General features: G+C 44.2%; 20 protein-coding genes and 1 pseudogene. 14 read left to right on the top strand and 7 right to left on the bottom strand.

The genetic code is table 11. From position 1 onward, the window contains the following. Nucleotides 1-126: 126 nt before the first annotated feature. Complete coding sequence (gene metK, locus ACK8P8_RS04030) at nt 127-1413, top strand: methionine adenosyltransferase (RefSeq protein WP_227216269.1); 1287 nt, start codon at nt 127-129, stop codon at nt 1411-1413. A 138-nt stretch (nt 1414-1551) separates the two neighbouring features. Here metK and ACK8P8_RS04025 read toward each other — a convergent pair whose 3' ends face one another. Beyond that, on the bottom strand, nt 1552-2232 hold the full coding sequence (locus ACK8P8_RS04025; protein ID WP_099290811.1) for a zinc metallopeptidase: 681 nt from the start codon (nt 2230-2232) through the stop codon (nt 1552-1554). A 186-nt stretch (nt 2233-2418) separates the two neighbouring features. Between ACK8P8_RS04025 and fusA2 the strand changes: the two genes are divergently transcribed. From fusA2 to ACK8P8_RS04010, 3 genes and pseudogenes are all read left to right on the top strand, one after another. Beyond that, entirely contained in the window at nt 2419-4578 is a 2160-nt protein-coding gene (fusA2, locus tag ACK8P8_RS04020) for an elongation factor G2 (RefSeq protein ID WP_369859342.1), read from the top strand. Between the two features lie 238 nt (nt 4579-4816). After that, nucleotides 4817-5401 (top strand): annotated as a pseudogene (locus tag ACK8P8_RS04015) (ABC transporter permease); the annotation flags it as partial. A gap of 1077 nt (nt 5402-6478) precedes the next feature. Then, nucleotides 6479-8188, top strand: coding sequence for a golvesin C-terminal-like domain-containing protein (locus tag ACK8P8_RS04010; RefSeq protein WP_303180451.1), 1710 nt, complete (start codon nt 6479-6481; stop codon nt 8186-8188). An 84-nt stretch (nt 8189-8272) separates the two neighbouring features. Here the strand turns inward: ACK8P8_RS04010 and ACK8P8_RS04005 are convergent, their stop codons facing one another. Next, on the bottom strand, nt 8273-8737 hold the full coding sequence (locus tag ACK8P8_RS04005; protein WP_369859343.1) for a hypothetical protein: 465 nt from the start codon (nt 8735-8737) through the stop codon (nt 8273-8275). A gap of 213 nt (nt 8738-8950) precedes the next feature. Between ACK8P8_RS04005 and ACK8P8_RS04000 the strand changes: the two genes are divergently transcribed. The 4 genes from ACK8P8_RS04000 (at nt 8951) to folK (ending at nt 13694) form a co-directional block, all read left to right on the top strand. Then, nucleotides 8951-9670, top strand: a complete 720-nt coding sequence (locus tag ACK8P8_RS04000; protein ID WP_369859344.1) for a 16S rRNA (uracil(1498)-N(3))-methyltransferase — start codon at nt 8951-8953, stop codon at nt 9668-9670. A 428-nt stretch (nt 9671-10098) separates the two neighbouring features. Continuing rightward, the gene (locus ACK8P8_RS03995; protein ID WP_369859345.1) at nt 10099-12369 is read left to right on the top strand and encodes an ATP-dependent helicase; all 2271 of its coding nucleotides are present in this window, start codon (nt 10099-10101) and stop codon (nt 12367-12369) included. A 145-nt stretch (nt 12370-12514) separates the two neighbouring features. Continuing rightward, entirely contained in the window at nt 12515-13147 is a 633-nt protein-coding gene (locus ACK8P8_RS03990; protein WP_099290613.1) for a DUF4290 domain-containing protein, read from the top strand. Between the two features lie 67 nt (nt 13148-13214). Beyond that, nucleotides 13215-13694 (top strand): 2-amino-4-hydroxy-6-hydroxymethyldihydropteridine diphosphokinase, encoded by a 480-nt coding sequence (gene folK, locus ACK8P8_RS03985; protein ID WP_369859346.1) that lies wholly within the window; start codon nt 13215-13217, stop codon nt 13692-13694. Between the two features lie 26 nt (nt 13695-13720). On the opposite strand, the gene ACK8P8_RS03980 is transcribed toward folK, so the two are convergent. The 3 genes from ACK8P8_RS03980 to murA all read right to left on the bottom strand — a co-directional run bounded on the left by ACK8P8_RS03980 (nt 13721) and on the right by murA (nt 16923). Next, nucleotides 13721-14722, bottom strand: a complete 1002-nt coding sequence (locus ACK8P8_RS03980) for a Kelch repeat-containing protein (RefSeq protein WP_369859347.1) — start codon at nt 14720-14722, stop codon at nt 13721-13723. A 110-nt stretch (nt 14723-14832) separates the two neighbouring features. After that, nucleotides 14833-15591 (bottom strand): virulence RhuM family protein, encoded by a 759-nt coding sequence (locus ACK8P8_RS03975; RefSeq protein WP_369859348.1) that lies wholly within the window; start codon nt 15589-15591, stop codon nt 14833-14835. Nucleotides 15592-15615: 24 nt separating this feature from the next. Further along, complete coding sequence (gene murA, locus ACK8P8_RS03970; RefSeq protein WP_369859349.1) at nt 15616-16923, bottom strand: UDP-N-acetylglucosamine 1-carboxyvinyltransferase; 1308 nt, start codon at nt 16921-16923, stop codon at nt 15616-15618. A gap of 200 nt (nt 16924-17123) precedes the next feature. On the opposite strand from murA, the gene sppA reads away from it, so the two are divergent. Genes sppA through ACK8P8_RS03955 form a run of 3 tightly spaced genes read left to right on the top strand, consistent with a single transcriptional unit; the run spans nt 17124 to nt 20783 of the window. Next, entirely contained in the window at nt 17124-18929 is a 1806-nt protein-coding gene (sppA, locus tag ACK8P8_RS03965) for a signal peptide peptidase SppA (protein ID WP_369859350.1), read from the top strand. A 14-nt stretch (nt 18930-18943) separates the two neighbouring features. Beyond that, the gene (gene lpxK, locus ACK8P8_RS03960; RefSeq protein ID WP_369859351.1) at nt 18944-19996 is read left to right on the top strand and encodes a tetraacyldisaccharide 4'-kinase; all 1053 of its coding nucleotides are present in this window, start codon (nt 18944-18946) and stop codon (nt 19994-19996) included. Then, nucleotides 19971-20783, top strand: coding sequence for a purine-nucleoside phosphorylase (locus ACK8P8_RS03955; RefSeq protein ID WP_369859352.1), 813 nt, complete (start codon nt 19971-19973; stop codon nt 20781-20783). Before lpxK ends, ACK8P8_RS03955 begins: the two co-directional genes overlap by 26 nt. Here ACK8P8_RS03955 and ACK8P8_RS03950 read toward each other — a convergent pair. Further along, nucleotides 20778-21275, bottom strand: coding sequence for a 3'-5' exonuclease (locus ACK8P8_RS03950; protein ID WP_099290620.1), 498 nt, complete (start codon nt 21273-21275; stop codon nt 20778-20780). The two genes, ACK8P8_RS03955 and ACK8P8_RS03950, sit on opposite strands and share 6 nt — an antisense overlap. A 175-nt stretch (nt 21276-21450) precedes the next feature. On the opposite strand from ACK8P8_RS03950, the gene ACK8P8_RS03945 reads away from it, so the two are divergent. Together ACK8P8_RS03945 and ACK8P8_RS03940 are read left to right on the top strand one after the other, a co-directional pair. Continuing rightward, entirely contained in the window at nt 21451-22206 is a 756-nt protein-coding gene (locus tag ACK8P8_RS03945; protein ID WP_099290621.1) for a Fic family protein, read from the top strand. Between the two features lie 218 nt (nt 22207-22424). Beyond that, the gene (locus ACK8P8_RS03940) at nt 22425-22688 is read left to right on the top strand and encodes a type B 50S ribosomal protein L31 (RefSeq protein WP_099290812.1); all 264 of its coding nucleotides are present in this window, start codon (nt 22425-22427) and stop codon (nt 22686-22688) included. Nucleotides 22689-22742: 54 nt separating this feature from the next. Here ACK8P8_RS03940 and ACK8P8_RS03935 read toward each other — a convergent pair whose 3' ends face one another. Then, nucleotides 22743-23918, bottom strand: a complete 1176-nt coding sequence (locus ACK8P8_RS03935) for a GlmU family protein (protein ID WP_369859353.1) — start codon at nt 23916-23918, stop codon at nt 22743-22745. Nucleotides 23919-24137: 219 nt separating this feature from the next. On the opposite strand from ACK8P8_RS03935, the gene lon reads away from it, so the two are divergent. Next, nucleotides 24138-26552 carry an endopeptidase La gene (gene lon / locus ACK8P8_RS03930; RefSeq protein ID WP_099290623.1) on the top strand — a complete coding sequence of 805 codons (2415 nt, stop codon included), beginning with the start codon at nt 24138-24140 and terminating at the stop codon, nt 26550-26552. Nucleotides 26553-26710: the final 158 nt, after the last annotated feature.

Raw genomic sequence — 26710 nt, 5'->3', positions numbered from 1 at the left:
CCACGGAAAAAAAGTGCTAAAACGCAGAATAATTCTGAATTCAACCATCCATGTACTTTCCTATAGTTTAATTTACGATTTATGATTCAATCTAAAATCTAAAATCCTTAAATCTAAAATTAATTTATGGGATACTTATTTACATCTGAATCCGTATCGGAAGGACATCCGGACAAAGTGGCAGACCAGATTTCGGATGCCGTGCTAGACAAAATCATCGCGTTCGACGCGGACGCCAAAGTTGCCTGCGAAACACTGGTAACCACGGGACAAACCGTCATCGCGGGAGAAATCAAAACGAAAACTTACGTGGACGTGCAACAAATCGCCCGTGACGTGATCAACCGCATCGGTTACACCAAAAGCGAATACATGTTCGACGGGAACAGCTGCGGAGTCCTCAGTGCCATTCACGAACAATCTCCCGACATCAACCGGGGAGTGGTACGCGAAGACCCGATGGAACAAGGAGCCGGCGACCAAGGCATGATGTTCGGTTACGCTTGCAGCGAAACGGATAACTACATGCCGCTAGCTCTCGAGTTATCACACCTGCTGTTATTCGAGCTCGCCCGAATCCGCAAGGAAGGACAAGAAATGACCTACCTGCGCCCGGACTCGAAATCACAGGTAACCATTGAATACGGCGACGACAACAAACCCGCCCGTGTTCACACGATAGTGATCTCCACCCAGCATGATGAATTTGTCCGTGCCAAAGAAACATCACCGGAAGCCCGGCTTGAAGCTGACTCCCAAATGGTGGATCAAATCCGTTGGGACATCATCAACATTCTGCTTCCGCGGGTAAAACAACAATTGCCGGAACGCGTGCAAGCCCTGTTTGACGAGAACCTGATTCTCCACGTCAACCCCACGGGCAAATTCGTAATCGGCGGTCCTCACGGGGATACCGGGCTTACCGGAAGAAAAATTATCGTTGACACTTACGGCGGCAAAGGCGCACACGGCGGCGGCGCGTTCTCCGGCAAAGACCCTTCCAAAGTAGACCGTTCAGCCGCTTACGCCGCCCGTCATATCGCTAAAAACATGGTTGCGGCAGGCATCGCCGACGAAATATTAATTCAAATCTCCTACGCCATCGGTATCGCCCGTCCCGTGGGAATATTCGTGAACACTTACGGCACGGCAAAAGTAAACCTGAGCGATTCCGCTATTGCCGGGAAAATCGAACAACTTTTCGACCTTCGCCCGAAAGCCATCGAGCAACGCTTGAAACTCCGTAACCCGATCTATCAGGAAACGGCAAGTTACGGCCACATGGGAAGAACTCCCAGAACCGTGAAAAAAGTATTCACCTCGAACTATTGGCCGACTAAAGAAGTAGAAGTCGAACTTTTCACGTGGGAAAAACTCGATTACGTCGAAAAAATCAAAGAAGCCTTTTTATAAAAAAACGAGAGGGAACACCTCTCGTTTTTTTAGTTCGTAAAGTTTATAAAGTTCATAAAGTTTATAAAGTTGAACCTTCGGTTCTCAAAGTCCTTATACCTTACGAACCTTATAAACTTTATAAACCTTATAAACTTATTAATCCCTCCGCCCCATAAAGATCATGACATAATATAATAAGGTAGCTAAAGAACCAAGCGCGGCAATCACGTACGTGTAAGCAGCCCATTTCAAGGCATCCTTAGCACTTTCTTGCGATTCGTAAGTCGTTATGCCGGAATTCCGCAACCATGCCAATGCCCGATGACTAGCATCAATTTCCACGGGTAACGTGATAAAACTAAATAAAGTCATTGCTCCAAAAAGAATAATCCCAGCCAACATTACTTGAGGGAATGCCTGTAATGTCAAGATTCCCGCCAACAGTATCCATTGTACCCACCGGGAAGCAAAACTTACCATCGGTACCAAAGCCGAACGCAATTTCAACATACCGTAAGCCTGCGCGTGTTGCAAAGCATGACCGCACTCGTGTGCTGCCACAGCCGCGGCTGCCACATTGGCACCATAATATACTTCCTGACTCAAATTAATCGTCTTGTTCGTCGGATTATAATGGTCGGTCAGTTGCCCCTGTACACTACCGATCTTCACCCCTTGTACACCATTATCCCTCAACATTTTCTCCACCACGTCTTTCCCGGTCATCCCGTTAGCGGTGGGTATTTTAGAGTACTTCTTAAAACGAACTTGTAACTGGTGGCTTACCAACCAACTCAAGATCGCAAATCCAATAAATATTATCCAAATCAAACTCATTCCTGTCATAAATCAATCAAATTAAAATTCATTTCAAATATATACAAAAAACAGACCATTCCCCCCGTTGATAAATATTTTTAGCAAGAATGACATAAACTATTGCTTTTTAATAAAATCTTCACTAATTTGTAACCCTCGAATTATTTGAACAGTTATATACGTTATTAACTAAACTGTATTATAATGAAGACCTATAAACCTAACGAAATTAAAAACATCGCGCTGGTGGGTAGTGCCGGGTCCGGCAAAACCACGTTAGCGGAATCCATGATGTACGAGGGCGGGGTCATCCCGCGCAGAGGTAGCATTAGTGCAAAAAACACTTCATCCGACTACCGTCCGGTAGAACAGGAATACGGATCATCAGTATTCCCGGCTGTACTATACACGGAGTGGAAAGAGCACAAGCTCAATTTTATTGACACCCCGGGTGCAGACGATTTTGTCGGAGGAGTTATCTCTGCGCTGAACGTTGTCGATACCGGAGTAATGGTCATTAATGCCGTTAGAGGTGTCGAGGTAGGAACCGAAATCATCGCGCGTCACGCGAAAAGACTCAACAAACCGTTGATTTTCGTTATCAACCAAGTAGATCACGAGAAAGCAAATTTCGACCACACGATGGAACAAGCGAAAGCCGCTTTCGGTTCAAAAGTCGTGCAAATACAATACCCCGTGAACCCGGGACTCGGATTCAACCGGGTAATTGACGTTTTAAAGATGGAAATGTACCAGTGGAAACCCGAGGGCGGCAAACCGGAAGTACTCCCCATCCCCAAAGAAGAAGAAGAGAAAGCACACGAACTGCATAACGCGTTGATCGAGGCTGCCGCCGAGAACGACGAGCAACTCATGGAATTATTCTTCGAGAAAGGCTCGCTAACAGAAGACGAGATGCGCGCGGGAATCCGCAAAGGACTCATCGCGCGGAATATGTTCCCCGTGTTCTGCGTGTCGGCAGAGAAAGACATGTGCGTGCGTCGTTTCATGGAATTTGTTATCAACGTGGCACCGAGTGCCGGCAGTATGCCCCCGTCCATCACGGAAGACGGTCAGGAAATTCCTTACGACGAAAAAGGCCCGACCTCCCTATACATGTTCAACACCACGGTAGAGCCTCATTTGGGAGAAGTGATTTATTTCAAAGTGGCTTCCGGCACGGTACATGAAGGTGACGATCTATATAACGCCACCAACGACAGTAAAGAACGTATCTCCACGCTATATGCGGTAGCCGGGAAAAACCGCACGAAAGTATCGGAAATGATGGCAGGAGATATCGGCGCCACCGTTAAACTGAAAAACACGAACAACGGCGACACGCTGAACGAGAAAGACGTTCATTACAAATTCGGTCAAATCCAATACCCGAATCCCCGTTTCAGAACAGCCGTACGTGCCGCCAACACGAGCGACGAGGAAAAACTCGCCGAAGTACTGCAACGTATTCATCAGGAAGACCCCACGTTCCTCGTGGAATATTCCAAGGAATTGAAACAAATGATTATCTCCGGTCAGGGAGAATTCCACCTGAACACGATGAAATGGCGCATCGAGCACAACGACAAGTTGGAAATCGAATTTTACCCGCCAAGAATACCGTATCGCGAAACCATCACCAAATACTCTTACGCCGACTACCGCCACAGGAAACAATCGGGTGGTGCCGGACAATTCGGAGAAGTACATCTCGTGATAGAACCTTATGCCGAGGGCATGCCCGCCCCGACCATGTACAAAATCAACGGTGTTGACAGCAAAATTTCAGTGAAAGACACCGAAGTCGTTGAATTGCCGTGGGGTGGGAAACTGGTATTCTACAATTGTATCGTGGGTGGTGTTATCGACGCCCGCTTCATGCCGGCAATCTTGAAGGGTATCATGGAGAAAATGGAAGAAGGCCCGCTTACCGGCTCATACGCCCGCGACATCCGTGTCAGCGTGTACGACGGCAAGATGCACCCCGTGGACTCAAACGAAATCTCGTTCAAACTTGCCGGACGCAATGCCTTCAGCGCCGCATTCAAACAAGCCGGTCCGAAAATCCTTGAACCTATCTACGACGTGGAAGTCCTCGTTCCGGACGAATACATGGGCGACGTGATGGGCGACCTCCAAACCCGTAGAGCCATCATCATGGGAATGGAAGCCGACTCCGGGTTCCAGAAACTAATGGCGAAAGTACCGTTAAAAGAAATGCAACGCTACTCCACGGCATTAAGTTCCATCACCGGTGGACGCGCCTCCTTCACGATGAACTTCTCCGGCTATGAAAAAGTACCGTCAGAAGTTCAGGATGAGCTGCTGAAAACTTACCAAGAAGAGAAGGAAGACGAAGATTAATTACAGATACATAAATTCAACTTACACGACTCCAACTATTTTGATTGTATTCAAAATAGTTGGAGTTTCTTTACTCGCGAACAAGTGGAACAATACTAATTACACGGAATAACAGCCGCTAAATTTCATTATTCCCGGAGCAATACATCAATTTTACATATTAATAATACAAAAACAAATACATTTGTATATATTTGTATCATCACATGCTCAAAACTTGCAAACAATACATTAATCTATGACACCCGAGAAACAAACAGAAGAATTGTCTAAAAACAAAATTCTTAATTTACATGTCATTCATTATAACATAAAACTCTTGCTAAGAAGCAAGTTCTTGAGCATCTATTTTCTTTTCACGTATGGGATCATTATATATGCACAAATACGAAACCAAAGTAATATTTTCTATTCTTCCAGCTTGGATGAATTAAACTTTTCCTCGTTTATTCCATACATGAATACTTTCCTCTTCTCTATTTTTCTAACACTCCCGTTAATTGTCTTCGGATCATACTTTTTGTACAAAGAACGCAAAATCGACACATTAGAAACAATATACTATCGCCCGATAAGTAACACGAAATATATACGGGGAATCTGTTTTGCATTTATTTGTGTCTTTGGTGGAGTTGCCACATTACTTCTGTTATTAACCATGTTCACGCATGTATTTACCAGTTCTGCACCTTTCAATATATTACATTATTTATTTTATCTGCTCACGCTACTTGTCCCCACCATTGTATTCATATTGGGACTCTCGTTTTTCATGGTTACTTGGATAAAAAGCCACATACTAAGTATTATTATTCTTTTGGGATACGTGTTTTTCACCGTATTTTACATTACAGATTATCAATCCGGCCTTCTTGACCCGTTCGGGATCACGCTTCCCAATACATTCTCTGACATCACGGGACACCCGAATATAACAAATTATCTTCTCCAACGCGGTTGTTGGCTTTTCCTTGGCTTAGGATTAATTCAATTGACCGTGCTTAACTTTCCCCGGCTTCCCAATCATCCCTCAAAAAAACAGAGGCTCTACATCACAGTAACTCTCATCACAATCGGACTTCTCTCCGGTATCACCTTTTTCATTTCAAACCAATGTTCACTCTCACTCCGTCATACTTATTCTGACATCTATAACAAATTTACATCCGCCCCCAAAGCAACATTATTATCGCAAAACATAAAATACGAGCAAACGCATAAAAAAATGTCAGTAAATTCCGAATTACTCGTACAAAACCTATCGGGAAAAATACTTGATGAAATTATCCTCTATCTTAATCCCGGTTTAAAAATCACTTCGCTGACTTCTAACGGAATACCCCTACCTTATGAACGCAAGCAGCAAGTCATTATTATTAAAAACCAGCTCCTTGTCAATGATTCAATAGAGTTTCAAATATCATACGAAGGACGAGTCGATGAAAATTTATGCTATTTGGATATCCCGGACAAAGCAATCACGAATACAAGTGATAAAATGTATTTAGCGAGTCGCCACGGGAAACATTACGCGTACCAAGAAAAAAACTTCACTTTACTAACCCCGGAAGTTTCATGGTATCCAACAACGGAACCTCCCGTAAATCCACATTCACCACACGAAACACCTAAAAATTTCACGAATTATACATTACAAGTATCACCCACCGGAAAAAACAAAGCAATCTCACAAGGGAAAAAATCATTTAACAGCAAATACACCGTTTTTAAAAATGAATATCCACTCACCGGTATTTCACTCTGTATCGGGGATTACATAACTCGTAGAATCACAGTTGACTCAATCACATACGAACTTAATATCTTTAACAAACACGCCCACTTATTCAAAAATTTCGGGAAACACAAAGATTTCTCTCTCGTGGACTTAATACGACAAGTGAAACATGTAGCAGAAGTTACCACAGGAAAAAACTATCCCTACAAACGATTTATCCTCACCGAAACCCCTGTCAGTTTCACCTCTTACTTTCGTAACGCGCAAGGGGGAAGTGAATTCGTTCAACCGGAACTGGTATTCTACCCGGAGCGAGGATTCGGCACACCAATTTCTCCAAGCAAAAAAACAACCGACGAACAAGGTTCAAGTATTCAAAATTTCCTATTAAAAGAAAACAACATTCAACACTCGTTTTCATGGGAAAATATTCTGGCACTATATTCAAGAAAAAAAAAGCTACTTTATCCTGATTCTTTCGAGTATTCGAAAAACCTGCATTTGATTTTCCCGCTTTTTATCAATCAAATGACATACCTGTATTCAAGCGAATACCCCTGCATCAATACCATCGTCAACATCACTTTAATTGACAACAACGCGACAAGCACAGACGGACGCAAACATATATTACCGAGAACAGAGTTTCAAGCCATAGAATATCTTTCCGGCAAGAGTCTGAAAGAAGCTTTGCAAGACGAGCACATCGAATCACCTGTTCTTGATGCCATTCTAGTATTAAAAAATCGGGAATTGGTGGATATTCTCAACACACGAGGCATACACCAAGATAGCCTCATATCATTTTTGAACACTTTTATCACCCGGTATCAATTTCAAAAAGTGAATTTCCAGCTGCTCAACGAAGAATTCAAAGCAAAACACCACATCGATTGGGAAGAAATTATCCCTATATGGTACAATTGCAATCAAATTCCAACCTATTTTATTCAAAACACCTATTACACTATTATCAAAACAACAGACGGACGCCACCGGAGTAACGTCAAATTCAGCATTTTCAACAATAGCAACGTAGACGGCATCATAAATATCGAAAGTAAAACCTTACCACCCGGTGGATTGACCGCATTGCGACAGGCTCTTGACGAAAAGAAAAGAGCACACCTCATTAAATATCAAGCGATTGAAATCAAAGCCAACACGGGAAAAGAATTCTCTTTCATGGTGGACAACTTACGCGCAATAAGTCTAAACACGAACATTTCAGGAAATATCCCGAACCGGATTCAAATTAACAGCACCCCTAATGCCTTCTCATCCGATACGACACAATATACACGTGATCTTACTAAAGAACATTTTCTAACAACACCTGACGAAACTATCGTGGATAACACCGATCCCGGATTCAAAACGACACAATACTCCGGTAAATTACGAGCTCATCTGAAAAATGACATCCATACATGGGAAAAGTACGAGAATTTCAAATCTCAATGGATAACAACTTCCCCCGATACATGGAAACAATATATCCATCAAGAAGCCTATGGTTTCCCGATTCGAAGTTACATGTACAAAAAAGTGAAATCCAGCAACAAATCTGCAGCAGAATGGAAAACCAATCTCGACAGGGAAGGAATGTTCGAGATTCTGGTCTATATACCGGAAAACTATATTCCAGCTAATAATCGTTTAAAATCCTATATACAAAAATATGGAATTTTTTTCCATGACAAGCAGGAAGAACTCTCGTACATTAATATGAATCAAAATCAAGGCTGGCACTCTTTAGGTTCATTTTATTGCACACCCGGAGAGCATAAAATATTTCTTTACGATGAAGGTGACGAGGAGCAAATTCTCATTGCGGACGCCATCAAATGGGTATATAAAAACACGAAATAACACTGACAAAACGTGATTATACATTAGATACCGTAAAAACAAATATTCCAACAATTCTAATGTATAATCATTTTTCAATCCATATCATTTACTTATTTTCACTTTTGTTTTACCCGCTGCAATTACTTTTGAGCCATCATAAAACAAAATCTCCATACTCCCCGGCAATCCGTCTATAAAAGTATAATCCGGCATAAAAAACGTAAATCGACATATCAAATCTCTTCCCATTTTTAAAGGCAATTCCGCATTTACAATATGAGCCGAATAATCATTTTCCGGCATAGGAATATTAAACGTCGCTCCTAACATTGTGATTCTTGCCTCGATTCCAAGACGATATACATCAAATGGAGCTTCCGCACAAATATACATTTCTAGCGAACTTCCCCATTTTAAAATCAAAGGGTCCCCCTCGTGTTGACCATCCACGTTCCAATATATAAAACTAGGAGTACCGGGCACTTCATCGAAAATAATAGCACGTGCGGTATAAAAAACACCACAACTTAAAACGACAATAAACGCTAACAATTTAATTTTTTTCATACTAATTTGTTTTAGATTAATAATCATATTTGCAAATATATTAAATCTCAATGAATAACTCAACATAAATATATCAAATTAGTAAAATAATTACAATGCATAATCACAACACTAAACAAGAAAAGAACGTACGCTTAAAAATATTATTATCGACTGCAATTGTGTCTTATCAAGCCTTTTTATACCTTTGCCCCGTCATTAAAACACAGAACTATGCACCTATTTTACACGCCGGACATCACGGGCAATGAATACACGCTACCGGAAGAAGAATCAAAACACTGCATCAAAGTACTTCGCCTCGAAGCGGGTGACCGAGTATCGCTAATCGACGGTAAAGGGGGATTCTACACCTGCGAGATCATCCAGCCGAATGCCAAGCGCTGTGAAGTCAGGTGCATCGAGAAAATAGAACATTACGGGCAACGGGAGTTCCGCGTACATATCGCCATTGCCCCGACCAAAAACATCGAGCGCATCGAATGGTTCCTCGAGAAATGCACGGAAATAGGAATCGACGAGATCACCCCGCTACTCTGCGAACACTCGGAGCGAAAGATCATCAAACCGGACAGACTGGAAAAAGTAATCGTTTCCGCCATGAAACAATCGCTGAAAGCCTACCTTCCCGAGCTTCACCCGATGACACCCTTCGACGATTTCGTGCAGGCACGGCGGGAAGGCGTAAAATGTATCGCCCACTGTGACGAGGACAACAAAAAACGACTGGACGAAGCCTATCTCCCCGACCAGCCGATCACCATACTAATCGGTCCCGAGGGCGACTTTTCCAGCCGGGAAATAGAACTTGCCAAAAACAACGGCTTTATCCCCCTGACACTGGGCGAAAGTCGCCTGCGCACGGAAACCGCAGGCATCGTGGCTTGCCACAGCATCAATTTCATACAGGAAACCCGAGTAAAACACGACTGACAAACGGCATCTTCCCTTACTTGGCTATAACTTTTCCTACCCGCAAATTAGGGATATACTACCCCATTAGGCGGTTAAAAGGCGACAATTGGCAGACTATTGGGCGGGATCGCCCACTCTTCGCCTACTTATAGCCCACTCTTCGCCCACGTTTTAGTAAAAAATACGCTTTTTTAACTTGGGCGAAAAATCCTCGTTCCGTAGCAATACACGACCAAAATTTTAACAAGTTTTACCCGACACCGGAGCTTAACCCTAGCATAACCGTTATGCCTCCCTCACTCAAGCCAAAGAGAGTGAGATAAATATTCCCCGCATAAATGCTCCTTCGGAACAAATTGTAAATTTTCACGCGATACACCAGTCGATATGGAAATGATTTTATATTTTTGCACGACTAATTCAAGATTCCAGAAAACTCAAAAATCGTGGACTTTATTAACGAATTGAACGAGAACCAGAGAAAGGCTGTTGTAAACACGGAAGGCCCCACGCTTGTGATTGCCGGTGCAGGATCGGGAAAGACAAGGGTATTGACATATCGCATCGCTAACTTGCTGAGCAAAGGCGTACCCGCCTACCGTATTTTGGCGCTAACCTTCACGAACAAGGCGGCACGCGAGATGCAAAAACGTATAGCCACGCTCGTCGGGCAAGGAAATGCCGCCAACTTGTGGATGGGGACATTTCACTCCATCTTCTCGAAAATCTTACGGGTGGAAGCCGAACATCTCGGGTACACGTCCAATTTCACGATATACGATTCGCAGGATTCTAAGAACCTGATCAAATCGATCGTTAAAGATTTAAGACTGGATGATAAGGTATATAAACCGAACGACGTGCTGGGACGAATCTCCATGGCTAAAAACAATCTGGTCGTAGCGCAGGCGTACGCCCAATCGGCAAAAATCGTGGCTGCCGATCAAGCGGCGAAAAAACCAATGATCACGGAAATATACAAGTATTACCAGTTACGATGCCGCCAAAGCGATGTCATGGATTTTGACGATCTGTTGTTGCAAACCAATATATTGTTCCGTGACTTCCCGGAAATACTTGAAAAATACCAGAAGAAATTCGATTACATTCTGGTCGACGAGTATCAGGATACCAATTACTCGCAATACCTTATTATCAAGAAACTCGCGGAACAACACAAGAATATATGCGTGGTCGGGGATGACGCGCAAAGTATTTATTCTTTCCGGGGCGCCCGTATCGAGAACATTCTGAATTTCCGAAACGACTACCCCGGCTACAAGCTCTGCAAACTGGAACAGAACTATCGCTCCACGACCACCATCGTGGACGCGGCGAACAGTATCATCAGCCGGAACAAGGAGCAGATACCCAAAAAGACTTTCTCGGAAAACGAGGAAGGCGACAAAATACGGGTAATGAAAGCCATGTCGGACAAAGAAGAAGGTTTCCAAGTCGCCCAAGAGATATTCCGCATTTCCCAGAACGAGCAAGCGGAATTTAATGACTTTGCCATCCTTTACCGGACAAACGCGCAATCCCGTATCATGGAAGAGGCCTTGCGCAAAAGAAATATTCCTTACAAAATATACGGGGGACTCTCTTTCTATCAAAGAAAGGAGATCAAAGACCTGTTGGCATACCTTCGTCTGACCGTCAACCAGAATGACGAGGAGGCCTTGAAGCGAATCATCAATTATCCCAAAAGAGGTATCGGCGACACGACCGTGGACAAACTCAAGGAAGTCGCCCTGAAATACAACGCGAGCATCTGGACGGTACTCTGCAACTTGAACAAAGTACCCGGCGTGGTTTCTGCCGCGACGGCTGCCAAACTGACGCATTTCAGGCAATTGATCGAGGGCTTTACCGAGTTGGCAAAAGAAGAAAACGCGTACGACACGACTTACCGTATCGCCAAAACATCCGGTATCATCGACGATCTATCCGCTGACGATACCCCGGAAGGTGTATCCCGAAAGGAAAATATACAGGAGTTGCTAAACGCGGTGAAAGACTTCAGCGAAACGGCTTACAACGAGGGACGGGATGATAAACTCCCGTCGTTCCTCGAGGGAGTTGCCTTGTTGACTGACCAAGATAGCGAAAAACCGGAAGACAACAACAAGGTGACGCTGATGACCATTCACTCGGCGAAAGGATTGGAATTCGAGAATGTCTTTATCGTGGGCATGGAAGAAGACCTCTTCCCCGCTCAACAAAGCGCTTATACCCCCGCGGCTCTGGAAGAAGAAAGACGCCTGTTTTACGTGGCACTGACCCGCGCGGAGAAAAAAGTGGTCATGACATACGCCACCACCCGCTACAAGAACGGGAACGTGGTGTACCCGCAACCGTCACGATTTATCGCGGAAATCGACCCCGTGTATCTGGAAGGTTTTTTCACCCCCACCCGCTCGCGGGAAGACCGGCAATTGCAAGTGCCGGGACGCGTGACGAGGATGGCAAAACCGACTTTATCCCCTCAGCCGAACGTGGAAATACCGGATGTGGACACCTCCAGATTGCAAGCGATCAGCGGCGACACGGTAGTACCCGGAATGATTATCTATCACCCGAATTTCGGGGCGGGAAAGGTCATCACGCTCGACGGATTGGGGGTAAACAAAAAAGCTAAAGTGCTATTTGCCAAGCACGGTCAGAAAGTACTTTTGTTAAAGTTTGCAAAACTATACGTGCAAGGGGATACAAATTAACGACTTATAAATAAAAAGTATTATATTTGCGGCATATTCTAAATATCTATAATTACATGCGAGGGAGTTTTATTCCGGTATAGCGAAATGATTTTTCCGGCGTTTCCCCATAAATAACTAATTTAAATACAAAACATATCCTGTAATGGACTATAATAGCCAAAGAAAAAAACTGATTCTTCCGGAATATGGGAGAAATATTCAAATAATGATTGACCATCTGGCAACAATAGAAGATAGAGACGAACGCACCCGTGCAGCCAGAACGATTATCAGCGTGATGGGAAACTTGTACCCGCATTTACGCGACGTGCCGGATTTCAGGCATAAACTGTGGGATCACTTGATGATCATGTCGAATTTCACGTTGGATATCGACTCCCCCTACCCGCTTCCCGATAAAGCCATTCTGGAAGAAAAGCCGGAAAGGCTGCCGTACAGCAAACACCGTATCAAATATAAACATTACGGGTTGCTCACCGAAAAACTAATCGAGAAAATCAAAGAAACAGAAGACCCTGAAATAAAGAGAGTTCTTACCGTACTGACGGCAAACCACATGAAAAAATCGTTCCTCACGTGGAACAAAGACTCCGTGGAAGACGAACAAATCTATTGTGATATAAACACGTTGTACGGTGGTAATATCGAAATGCCGGAAGGAATGACATTATCTCATTCTAAAGACTTGTTGCAGAAGACGAATAAAAAACCTTCCAACAACAATAATAATAACAGGCAACAGAAAAATAGAAAGTTCAATTACAAGAAACACTAATTTATTTTAGATTTCAGACTGAGGTTACTCAATCTAAAATCTAAAATCTAAAATCTAAAATTAGTACATGCTGGTAACTCTTATTTTCGGGGGAAATCAAGGTGACCGGAAAGCACTCATTGATGAAGCGGTAAAAGAAATGTCGGAGCTCGGGAAGATCGAAACTCGTTCTTCCCTCTACGAAACCGCCCCTTGGGGATTTGAATCGGAGAATACCTTTTACAATCAAATCGTGACCTACAACACGGAATTATCCCCGGAAGAAGTTCTCGACAAATGCCAGCAAACCGAACAAAAACTGGGAAGGGTACGCGCGGGAGTACAATTCTGTTCCCGTACCATGGATATCGACATACTGTTCTGTGACTCACGGATCATCGACACCCCCCGTCTGACAGTACCCCATCCCAGAATGGCACAACGCAATTTTGTCCTGTGCCCGTTAAATGAAATCATGCCGGACTTCATGCATCCCGTTCTCCGTAAAAAAATATCCGAACTCCTGCAAGAAAGTCCGGATACTTTAAAAGCCGAAATAATTGGGTGATTCGGAATTAAAGACACAAAGTAAATTCATTTTTCATCTCTGATTGTAAACTCACAAGCCTTGAAATTTCCCCTCTCGATACTGACCAAAAAACCCTTGTTTTCGGCAGCAAATCCGAGGTATCCTCCCATGGAATCTCCTAAACTTTTCCAAACATTTTCACGAGGGGCATATCCCCAACTCCCACTATCTCCAAAAACATAAACAAATTCTTCTCCATCTTTAGTCAAAACAAAAGATTTGACATTTGTTCCTTCACGAAGTTCTCGCGTTTCTTCATCCTCGTATTGCACGGGTAACTCTTTCCACCGAGCGGAAACCGGATCATACACTTGCACGTCCTGCTTGCTGCTAGAACTATACAAATTCCCGAAACAAACGTACCCCAGATTACCCGAAACAAACGAAATAGCCCCGTAACGAGGGTAATAAATATTAGAGATTTGTTTCCACCCCTTTTGAGGGTCAAATTCATAGAAATCTGCAAAATATTCACTATTTGTCGGTATAGATTCATCCACTCCTGTCCCGACATACGCTTTCCCTCCTAGCACGAAAGCAACGGCTCCCCAACGCGGTTTACCCGGAAACTTAAATTTCAATTCTTCCCATTCTCGCGTAAGAGTATCGTACACGAAAAAATCATCATACGCTTCATACGATGTAGTGGGAGGATCCAATTTTGAACGTCCTAAACCAATATACGCCTTTCCTCCTATCGCAAAAGTAACGGCATGAGTCCGGTGCTTCCCCGGAAAGGGTTGTTCTATCCACACCCATTCTCGATATTTAGGAGAATATTTATAAAAATGTAGATTATCTCCCAATACATTATACCAACCCAATCCCATGTATGCCGAAGTACCAACATTAAAAGTCACGGCATCATACAATCCTAAACATCCGGACATTTCGATATATTTTTTATCCAAATCCGGAATTTTTATATTTACTTTCTTGTCATCGTCATGACAAGAAAGTAAAAGAATAGTTCCTATAAATATACTACTAATCTTTTTTAACATCATATTCTTACATTTTACATCAAATATACAAAAATCTTAAATACAATTCATGATGATACTTATCATCATTTCCTTCTCCTCCGTCCGTGATTCGGCAATCATAATGGTAAGCGCTACGAGAGTATGATCGGCAATATGCTTGCTGCCATCTTCATTATAGAGAATGCCATTCTTGTCAAGAAAAAACTTTGATAAATATTACCTATACTGCCTTTGAAGGAATCGTCCTTTTCATGCCCGCACAAGTTGGAATCAGCACTAAAACGCATTTGGTCTATCAGATAGCGACATTCTTCATAATTTAGAATATATGTTGCCTGATTTCCCTTCGGGCGTTTCATACTCTGGTGATCATAATCATCAAGCAAAGTAAGGGCCGTGTTGTAGTTCTCGATCACGCCAAGCACTTGTTTGGCATCAAGTTCATTTTGGGTACGTTTCACAATGCGTATCACTTCTCCAAGCTGTTGCAGGCGTTGATCGTTGATGGCGTAGCCTTTGATAAGAAATTGTTTCAGTACAGAGGTTGCCCAAATTCTGAATTGAGTTGCGTTTTTTGAATTTACCCTATAGCTTACGGAAATAATCATATCCAAATTATAGTAAGGTATAACTCGCCTAACGATTCTTCCACCCTCTTCTTGAACCTGTGCATTTTTTGCACAAGTTGCCTCCTCATATAACTCTTTGGCATTATAAATATTTCGAATATGTCTGACTATTACCGTTCTATCTACCCCAAACAAATTAGCCATTTGAGGTTGTGTCAGCCATACCGTATCTTTTTCTAATTTTACATTCAACTGTATATTGCCATCTTCACTTTTGTAGAGTACCAAAGAGTCTTGAGTGACAACCTGCATATTATTCATTGTCTGTTTCTGTTAAATCCGAAATCATTTACTCCTCTTGATCTCCGCTCCGATAGCGTTCAGTTTCTCGTCGATATTTTCATACCCCCTGTCGATCTGGTCGATATTGTCAATCACGCTCTTTCCCGGTGCGGAGAGGGCAGCGATCAACAAGGCGATTCCGGCACGGATATCCGGAGAGGTCATTTTCGTGGGACGCAGTTGTGACTCGTGATTCTGACCGATAACCGTGGCGCGGTGCGGGTCACAAAGAATAATCTTTGCTCCCATGTCGATTAACTTATCCACGAAAAACAAACGGCTCTCGAACATCTTCTGGTGAATCAGCACGCTACCCCTAGCCTGCGTTGCCACAACCAAAAAGACACTCAACAAGTCGGGTGTCAACCCCGGCCACGGGGCATCGGCAACCGTGAGAATGGACCCGTCGATAAAATCCTCTATCATGTAATGCTCTTGACGGGGGATGTATAAATCATCGTCCCGTTCCTCGATGCGGATACCCAATTTACGGAAAGCATTCGGGATAATTCCCAACTGGGGAATGCCGCATCCCTTGATCGTGATCTCCGAACGCGTCAAAGCGGCCAACCCGATGTAACTACCGATTTCAATCATATCCGGCAAACAACGGTGACGGCAACCGTGAAGACTCTCGACACCCTCGATAGTCAACAGATTGGAAGCAATCCCCGAAATACGGGCTCCCATGGCATTCAACATCTTGCAAAGTTGTTGCACGTAAGGTTCACAAGCCGCATTATATATAGTCGTAACCCCTTCGGCGAGGACTGCCGCCATCACGATATTCGCGGTTCCGGTCACCGACGCCTCGTCCAGCAACATGTAAGCCCCCTTGAGCTTTTGTGCCGACGCCTTAAAACACCCGGACACCCCGTCATACTCGAAAGTAGCCCCCAACTTCTCGAAGCCCAAAAAATGGGTATCCAGACGACGACGCCCAATCTTGTCCCCGCCCGGCTTCGGCACCAACCCGAAACCGTGGAGCGCCAACAAAGGCCCGAGAATCATGATGGAACCGCGCAAACTGGATGCCTTATGGTAGAAATCTTCCGTTTCCAAGTACTTCAAATCGACATTGCAAGCCTTGAAGGAGTATTCCCCTTTTTGCAATCGCTCCACCTGCACACCGATACCTTTCAGCAACTCGATCAACTTGATCACGTCCAGTATCTCCGGTATATTGCTAATCACCACTTCTTCTTTCGTCAACAGGCAGGCACATATCACCTGCAACGCTTCATTCTTCGCTCCTTGAGGGACCAGTTCGCCCTTTAACCGCTTCCCTCCTATAACTTCAAACTTACTCATTCCGTATCTATTTTGTTCCGACGTAAAACTATCAAAAAATAGACGAGAAACAAAACAACACCAATTTTAAATTTGCATGACCAAAATTATTGCATACATTTGTGAAAATCATTTTTTATTGAAAAATGATTCTCACGTACCCAATATAAAAAGCTAACTCGTTTATTGTATAATAAATAATTAACGACTAAAATTACATTATGAAAAGCTTTCTAAAGTATCTATTAGCGACCGTCATCGGCGTATTTATCGTGAACATATTCATGCTCATTATCTGTATGGTAATGTTCATCAGTTCTGTCAGCCTCATCAGTTTTGCCGGCAGCAAAAGTGTTACTGTCACGGATAATTCTGTTCTGAAATTATCCTTCAGCGATCCAATACCGGACAGAGCTTCCGATAACCCGTTAGAAAATCTGAATATCATGTCTTTATCCATGAACAAACAAACCGGGTTAAATAAAATACTGAAATACATCGAACAAGCCGGGAAAGACGACCGAATTAAGGGAATCTATCTTGACTTGACGGAAATAAAATCCAACTTCGGGGCACTCGCCACGATTGATGAGATTCGGGACGCGCTATTGAAATTCAAAGAAAGCGGAAAATTTATTTATAGCTACTCGAACTTGGGATACGACCAGAAAAGTTACTATCTGGCAACCGTTGCCGACAGTATATTCGTGAACCCGGAAACCCCGTTATTACTCACGGGAATGTCCGCCAACGTATCGTTCTACAAGGATCTGTTGAAGAAAATCGGCGTAGAGCCGGAAGTTATCCGTGTGGGAAAATTCAAATCGGCAGTAGAGCCTTTCCTGCAAGATCACATGAGCGACGCCAACCGTGAACAAGTGCAAACCTACTTAAATTCTCTCTGGGGAAATATCATCAAGGGAATCTCAGTAACCCGTAATATACCGGTAGAGAAAATCACTCGACTGACAAACGAGTTTCAAGTATATCCTGCCGGGGAATTCGTGAAAGAAGGCTTCTTCGACGGTACTCTCTACGAATACGAAATGCTCCGCAAATTGAACGCGGCTTGTGGCATTCCGGACTCTACCCAATTATCCATGATCACGCTCGATAAATATCAAAGAGCCGTGCTCCCGACCATTAACCTTGCCAAAGACAAGATTGCCGTTATCTACGCGCAAGGGGATATCGGTTTCCAACAGTCAGCTACAAGCATTGGACCGGAATTAGCGCAAACCATACGCAAGGCCCGGGAAAATAAAAATATAAAGGCTATCGTACTACGTGTAAACTCACCGGGGGGAAGCGCCTTGACATCCGATATCATCTGGAAAGAAGTTCAGCTTGCCGCCCAAGAGAAACCGCTCATCGCGTCGATGGGAAATGTTGCCGCTTCCGGCGGGTATTACATCTCCTGTGCTGCCGATACGATCGTTGCCGATCCCACGACATTAACCGGTTCCATCGGGATATTCGGGTTGCTGTTTAGCGGGGAGAAATTGATAAAGGACAAATTAGGTATCAATTCCGACGTGGTAAAAACCAACGACCACAGCGATTTCGGCGGTGGTTATCCGTTACCTATTCCAATCAGCGACAGACCGATGACCGCCTACGAGAGAAACGTGATGCAAAACTACATCAACCGGGGGTATGATACATTCCTCGACCGGGTTAGCCAAGGACGCCACATGACGAAAGAGGAAGTGAACGAGATCGCTCAAGGGCGCGTATGGACCGGAGAGGACGCCTTAAAAATCGGATTGGTTGACGTGCTGGGCGGATTGAACGACGCCATTCGGATTGCCGCCGCGAAAGCCGGTCTGACGGAATACCAGATCACGGAACTCCCGACGGAGCGCAACCCGCTTGAAGATATCCTGTCCAACCTTACCGAAACGGTAAAAGCAAAGATTGTCAAAGAAGAGTTGGGCGATTTCTATGATATATACCGGAGTCAAAAAGAATTACTAAAAATAAACGGTATGGTAGCCAGAATACCTTACGATCTCACTTTTAACTAAAGCGAATGTAGAACATGGTGCTCAAATATCTTACTTTATGGCCATTAAGCGTCCTGTACGGTCTAGGTGTCAGCGTCAGAAACAGACTATTTAACCTAGGTATACTGGAGTCTCACGAATTTGATATTCCCATCATCTGCGTTGGAAATATCACCGTGGGCGGTACAGGCAAGACTCCCCACACGGAAGCCTTAATCAACGTGCTGAAAAACGACTACCGGGTAGCTTGCCTGAGCCGGGGCTATAAACGTAAAACGTCCGGTTTCGTGCTGGCAACGGAGACATCGACTGCCAGCGAAATCGGTGACGAGCCCATGCAAATAAAAAACAAATTCCCGGATATCACGGTCGCCGTTGATGCCAACCGGGTGAGAGGCATCAAGAAACTGATGCAATTGCCGGAGAAACCGGATGTTATCGTTCTGGATGATGGTTTTCAACACCGGTACGTGAAAGCGGATATCAATATTTTGTTGATCGACTACAACCGCCCGATATACGAAGACCACCTCCTGCCCTTGGGACGCCTCAGAGAGAAAGCAAGCGCCAAAGACAGGGCAAACTACGTGATCGTGACAAAATGTCCGCCTAACATTTCTCCCATCGAGAAGCGGATTATTTTGAAACACTTGAACTTGATGGCTTACCAGCAATTGCTGTTCACCACGATGAAATACGGGGACATCACCCCGCTGGATAAAACCAGCCGTTGCTCCATTACCCCGGACAGCGCTATCCTGTGTGTAACGGGAATCGCCCAACCGGCTCCTTACATCGAGTATCTTGAAAAATTAACCAAACAAATACACCAAATCGCTTTCCCCGACCACCACAATTACCGGGACGGGGATATTCACCGTATCATTCAGGAATACGACAAAATCAGCACCCCGAACAAATACATCTTCACGACAGAAAAAGATGCCGTGCGGTTAGCCTTGAGTAATATCCCGGATGAAATCAGACAACGGATATTCTATGTTCCCATCGAACCGGAATTTCTGACATCACAAGACCAACTCATTAAAAATATATACAACTATGTTAGACAAGATAAAAGAAAGTAGCCGATACTTGGCACCTTATATCAAAGGAGAACACACGATCGGGATTATCTTGGGTACCGGATTGGGAGAACTCGGGAAATCCATCGAAATAGAACACGCCATTCCTTACATGGCCATCCCTCATTTCCCCGTATCCACGGTACAGGGACACCGGGGACAATTGCTTATCGGAACATTCGGGGGCAAGAAAGTGATCGCCATGCAAGGACGTTTCCATTATTACGAGGGCTATTCCATGCAAGAAGTAACCTTCCCCGTGAGAGTCATGCACGCCTTGGGTGTAAAGAGATTGTTCGTGTCGAATGCTGCCGGGGGCGTGAACACGAGTTATCTCGCGGGCGACCTTATGATCATCCGGGATCATATCAACCTCTTTCCCGAACACCCGCTCAGGGGTAAGAATATCGACGAATTGGGTCCCCGGTTTCCAAGCATGGCGGAAGCATACAGTACCCGCCTGATCGAGCTCGCCGAGGAAGCCGGGAAAAAACTGGATATCAAATTATGGAAAGGCGTCTACGCCGGACTGCAAGGTCCCTCGTTCGAAACCCCGGCGGAGTACAATTGGATTCGCATTATAGGCGGGGATGCCGTGGGAATGTCTACCGTACCGGAAATCATCGTGGCACGCCACATGGGGATGGAATGTTTCGGCATGTCCGTCATCACGAACAGTACCGCCACTCCGGATTTACTCGACACCAATCACGCGGAAGTACAAGACGTGGGCAACCACGCCCAACCACGCATGGGAGCCATATTCAAGGAAATTATCAGCCGATTATAAACGGCCGAGTTCTATCATGATTTTAGCTGCACCACGGGCATCACTCAATGCCTCGTGGTGATTCAGTTCTATCCCGAAATGCTCGCACAACGTGTTCAGTTTATAATTAGGTAAACCTTTTACCAATTTTCGGGAGAGTCGGCACGTGCAATACGATTGGGGCATCGGGATATAGATGTCCGACCGCTCCAGACAAGCCTTCAAAACACTCATATCAAACCCGGCATTGTGAGCAACCAACGCCTCCGTGTCAAAATACCGCCCCATCTTTCCCCACAAATCGTAAAATGAAGGAGCGTCTTCCACCATCGCGGGGGTAATGCCGTGAATCCCGATAAATTTCCGGTAAAAATAAAACGGTTCCGGTTTTATCAAATGCGAAAACTCATCCGCGATAACACCGTCACGCACCACGACTATCCCGATAGAGCAAGCACTCGTCGGGTGGTGGTTAGCCGTTTCAAAATCTATTGCCGTAAAATCCTTCAACATACTTTATTCTTTAAGCAGCATACGCTTGGTGAATCATAATCAAGCATACAAAAATACGATATTATTGTCAATATCCACCCCTGTATTGTCAACAGATAATCTCATCTATCAAATAAATATAAAAACAAAACTAAACCGACAAATACCACGTACCAAATAGAAAAAATGAACGATTATGTGGCAAGAACTATGTAGAACAAGAGAAGAATATCTCGGAAGAGCCAAACTGGCAACAAAAGGTTATTCCCCAAGAAGAGTGGAAACCTTGCTTTACGAGATTGCCCGTCTGGACGGGATGGATATAAAGAAACAAGATTTTTTCAATATCTTGAATGACATCGAGATTTCACCCAAGGTAGAGCGGGAAACCGTACTACGGATAAAAGACTTGAGCAACGCTTTTCTCTTCCTCATGAAATGTGCCCAACAGCGCAAGCGGCTTTCGTCCGATTTCGTTCGGGAGGTCAGTGCCAAAGTAATGCACCATACCGGGAAAGAAGAAACGACTCCCGTGGGCAGTTACGATACCTCTTTGGGAGATTTCCGCTTAGGTGAAGAATACTACGAAGAAGGCGTCACGGCAAACTATGATCAAATACCGGACAAACTGGACAGCCTGTGTAAAGAAACAAACGAGAAACTGAATAACGTTCATGATATACTTACCGTAAAATTGGGAGCAGACTTTCATTATTATTTTTCCCATATCAAGCCTTTCGGGGCGGCAAACATCACTGTTGCTTTATTATTCATGAACTACATACAGATGATGTTCCTTGAACCCTTGATTATCATTCCGGGCGAGGACAAGGCAAAATACCTCGCGGCTCTAAAGATGCAGAAAGACAACCCGACACCGGAAGTCTTCGAGCGCTTCGTGGGGGAAGAATTGCTGAAAAACTTAAGGAAGGAAGTGGTCCCGCAAAAATGATATAATCCATTCCCCGACGCCGGAAGGTACGTGCTGACAAGCGTAAACCCCGGCGTCATTTTATTTCCAAAAATACAAACAAACGGTACTCTTCACGGAAAAATGACGTTTTAATACCTCATCTCGAAAAAAGTCCTTGAATTTCTTTGTGATTTATAATGAATCGACTATCTTTGCTGCCCGTTAATGTAGAAACAATTTTAAAAATTATATACGAGATGAAAAAGGGCATACATCCTGAAAATTACAGATTAGTAGTATTTAAAGATATGTCTAATGGCATGACTACTATCACCAAGTCTACCGCCGCAACGAGGGAGACTATCGAAATCGACGGAGTTGAATATCCATTGATAAAAATGGAAATTTCTAACTCTTCTCACCCGTTCTATACCGGTAAGATCAAATTGATCGATACTGCAGGACGTGTTGACAAGTTCATGAACCGTTACAAATCGCACATGGAAAACAGAAAGAAATAATCTTTCTGAAATAGAAATAAAAAAAGGAGATTCACAGAATCTCCTTTTTTTATTTTATCTGTCCGGATCAGCAAACACATGCTCGATAATCCGACGATCCACGTCATCGAATACTTTATTCCGACGTTTCATCACGGCTTCGGCTGTCGCGATAAACTGAGGCATCATATGTTCGGTAAATCCACAGGCACCGCCCCAAGCAAAAGAGGGAATAAAATTACGGGGAAATTCTGCCCCGTACACGTTAGCTCCCACGCCGATCACCGTTCCGGTATTAATCATTGTAGAAATACCCAACTTGGCATGGTCACCCATAATCAGACCACAAAACTGAAGTCCGGTTTTCCGGAAACGTCTCGTTTCGTAATCCCATAACTTCACCTCCACGTAGGTATTCTTCAAGTTCGAGTTGTTTGTTCCCGCCCCGATATTACACCATTCCCCCAGCACGGAATTACCCAAGAACCCATCATGAGCCTTGTTGGAGTACGCGAGCAAAACCACGTTATTTACCTCACCCCCGCACTTGCAATAAGGTCCTAAAGTCGTGGGACCGTACACTTTCGCCGCCATCGTCAATACCGCATGTTCGCACATGGCCAAAGGACCTCTCACGAGGACTCCTTCCATGATTTCCGCGTCCTTCCCGATATACACGGGACCGCCTTCCGTGTTGATCACGGCACCGCGAACAACGGCACCTTCCTCCACGAAGACAGGATACTTCCCGTATACCCGCACGCCACTATCCAACGGCGCACTCTTCCGTCCCTCGGTCAATAACTTGAAGTCAATCTCCAACTCTTGCCCGTTCAGTGAAAACACGTGATAAGGATATTCCACACGATTAAATTCACCCGTGAACTCCTTTCGTACTAAACCCGGTAACCCGGCAGGATCAAAGGCTGCGACCTCCCGTTTATCCACTCGCAAAGCGATTACACAATCGCCTTGTAATAACATTTCCCCCGGCTGCAGACCACCGATCTCACCCAACAAACGTGGGTTCGGACACACGGACGCGTTGATCAGCAAATTATCATCTTCCACAGACAACGGGTATTTTTCTTGCAGGTAGTCCTTGGTCAGGTATGCAACCTTGTCACCTAACCGTTTTTCCCACTTCTCTCGAATCGTGAGAATCCCTACCCTTAGTTCAGATACCGGACGAGTCAAAGTAAGAGGTCTCAACGTTCTCCAACTTTTATCGTCGAATAAAATTATTTTCATTTGTGTTTTATATTTATGTGCAAAAGTAACAATTGCATCTTTTTTTACCCTATTTCGACCAAAAAATCTTTGGCATAGGAATTGTCCTATTAAGTAATGGTTTATTTTTCAGGAATTTTTTGCCAAAATGGCAGTCCTCCGATTCAAGGCTAATCAAGGGACTCCCGAAAGAAACCAAATCACACGAAGAAACAACTACAAATAGATAAGGAGATTATAATGAGCAATATAGATTTAAAAGATTTTTTACAAGATAATTTATCAGAGGAAAATCAGGATTATTTATCTATACTGGGTGACGAGAAAGAGATGCTGAACGATCACAGTAATATACCTGACACTCTGCCAATTTTACCACTACGGAACACCGTGTTGTTTCCGGGGGTAATTATCCCAATCAATATCGGTAGGGAAAAATCGCTAAAACTGGTACGTTTCGCTTACAAGCAAAGCGCATTAATCGGTGTCATCGCACAAAAGGATATCCTCACGGAAAACCCGCAGCAAACCGATCTGTACACGACAGGTACGGTCGCTTCCGTGCTAAGATTGCTAGAGATGCCCGACGGAACGACCACAGCTATTATCCAAGGGAAAAGACGCTTCCATTTGGATGACATCTTGTATGACGAACCCTATCACGTGGGTAAAATCATCGTGAAAGAAGAGGAAAAAATACACACGGAAGATCAGGAATACAATGCCATTTCCGAAGCCCTAAAGGATATGGCAATGAAAATCGTGAGATTTTCCAGCAATATTCCCAACGAGGCAGGCTTCGCCTTGAAAAATATCGAGAGCATGTTATTCCTTGTCAATTTCATATCTTCAAACACAGAGATTGATTACAGGGATAAACAAGAATTGCTCGAAATCGACAGATTGAAAGAACGGGCAAACAAATTACTGGAACTACTGGGTAAACAAGTCAAAGTTCTGGAATTAAAAGAGGATATTCAACAAAAGGTCAAGGTCGACCTTGATAAACAACAAAGAGAATACCTGCTTCATCAACAGATGAAGACTATCCAGAACGAGTTGGGCGCGAATCCCGTGGATGAAGACCTGCAAGAACTGGAAGAGGCCGCATCAAAGAAAAAATGGCCGAAGAACGTGGAAGAAATATTCCGCAAGGAACTCCAAAAACTGAAACGCCAGAACCCGTCAACCCCGGACTATTCAGTGCAATTCAATTACGTGAAGGAATTGACCGAGTTGCCGTGGGAGCACTATTCGGAAGACAATTTCGATTTGAAAAAAGCATCCGAAATACTGGATGCCGACCACTACGGGCTGGATAAGGTGAAAGAGCGCATTCTGGAATACCTTGCCGTGTTAAAACTGAAAGGAGATATGAAATCCCCGATTCTCTGCCTGTACGGTCCCCCGGGTGTAGGTAAAACCTCTCTCGGCAAATCGGTTGCACGTGCCTTGAACCGGGAATTCGTTCGCATGTCATTAGGCGGCTTGCATGACGAATCCGAAATCCGGGGACACCGCCGTACATACATCGGTGCCATGCCGGGTAGGATTATACAAAGTATCAAAAAAGCAGGGACCTCGAACCCCGTGTTTATTCTGGACGAAATCGACAAGGTAGGACAGGATTTCAGAGGAGATCCGCAGTCTGCATTATTGGAAGTACTTGATCCCGAACAGAACACGGCTTTTCATGACAATTATTTGGATATCGATTATGATTTATCAAAAGTCATGTTCATCGCCACGGCGAATGACATCTCCACGATCGCTCCCCCGTTGAGAGATCGTATGGAAATGATAGAGGTCAGCGGCTATCTTATGGAAGAAAAGATCGAAATTGCCAAACGTCACCTGATCCCGAAGCAACTGGCAAATCACGGGCTAAAAGCAGAACAGATCACATTCTCGGATGATATATTGAACTATATTATCGACAAATACACCCGTGAATCCGGCGTGCGCGGTTTAGACAAAACCTTGGCTAAGATTATGCGCCAAGTGGCTAAAAACGTGGCCTTAGACCCCAGCTTCACGGTGCAACCGACAAAAGATACCGTGGAAGAATACCTCGGAACTCCTATCTTTACCAGAGAAGAATACCAAGGAAATGAACTACCGGGTGTTGTGACAGGCTTGGCTTGGACTGCCGTGGGCGGAGAAATTCTATACGTGGAATCGAGTATCAGCAAAGGCAAAGGACAATTAACCATGACCGGAAGCCTCGGTGACGTAATGAAAGAATCAGCCACGCTGGCATTGGAATATATTAAATCACACGCCGAAGAATTGGGCATCAACCCCGCGGCAATAGAGGAACATAACATTCACATTCACGTTCCGGCAGGCGCCGTACCCAAAGACGGTCCTTCGGCAGGTATCACCATGGTGACCTCCTTGGCATCATCACTGACCGGACGAAAAGTGAAAAAAGCTCTTGCCATGACCGGAGAGATCACCCTGCGCGGCAAAGTCCTTCCGGTAGGCGGCATCCGTGAAAAAATTCTCGCCGCCAAGCGAGCCGGAATCAAAGAGATTATCCTCTGCTGCGAGAACAAAAAAGACATCGACGAAATCAAAAAGGAATACGTTTCGGGTATCACCTTCCATTTCGTCAACCACATCCGGGAAGTACTGGAAATCGCATTGATTTAAAAATAACTGGGATTTACGTCTGAAATACTCAGACGTAAACCCACATGACTGACTAGTTCAAATCGCTTGATTTGAATATTGGTACTATTCTCATCAAAATTTGAAGAGAATAAAAAAATAATCCTAATAACGCACCTCTCGTGAAAAACATCGTCCAA

It is taken from the genome of Butyricimonas muris (assembly GCF_046365375.1).
Classification (GTDB): domain Bacteria; phylum Bacteroidota; class Bacteroidia; order Bacteroidales; family Marinifilaceae; genus Butyricimonas; species Butyricimonas muris.
Note: the sequence above shows the minus strand (reverse complement) of the source record. Positions and strands in the feature narration are given on the sequence as shown.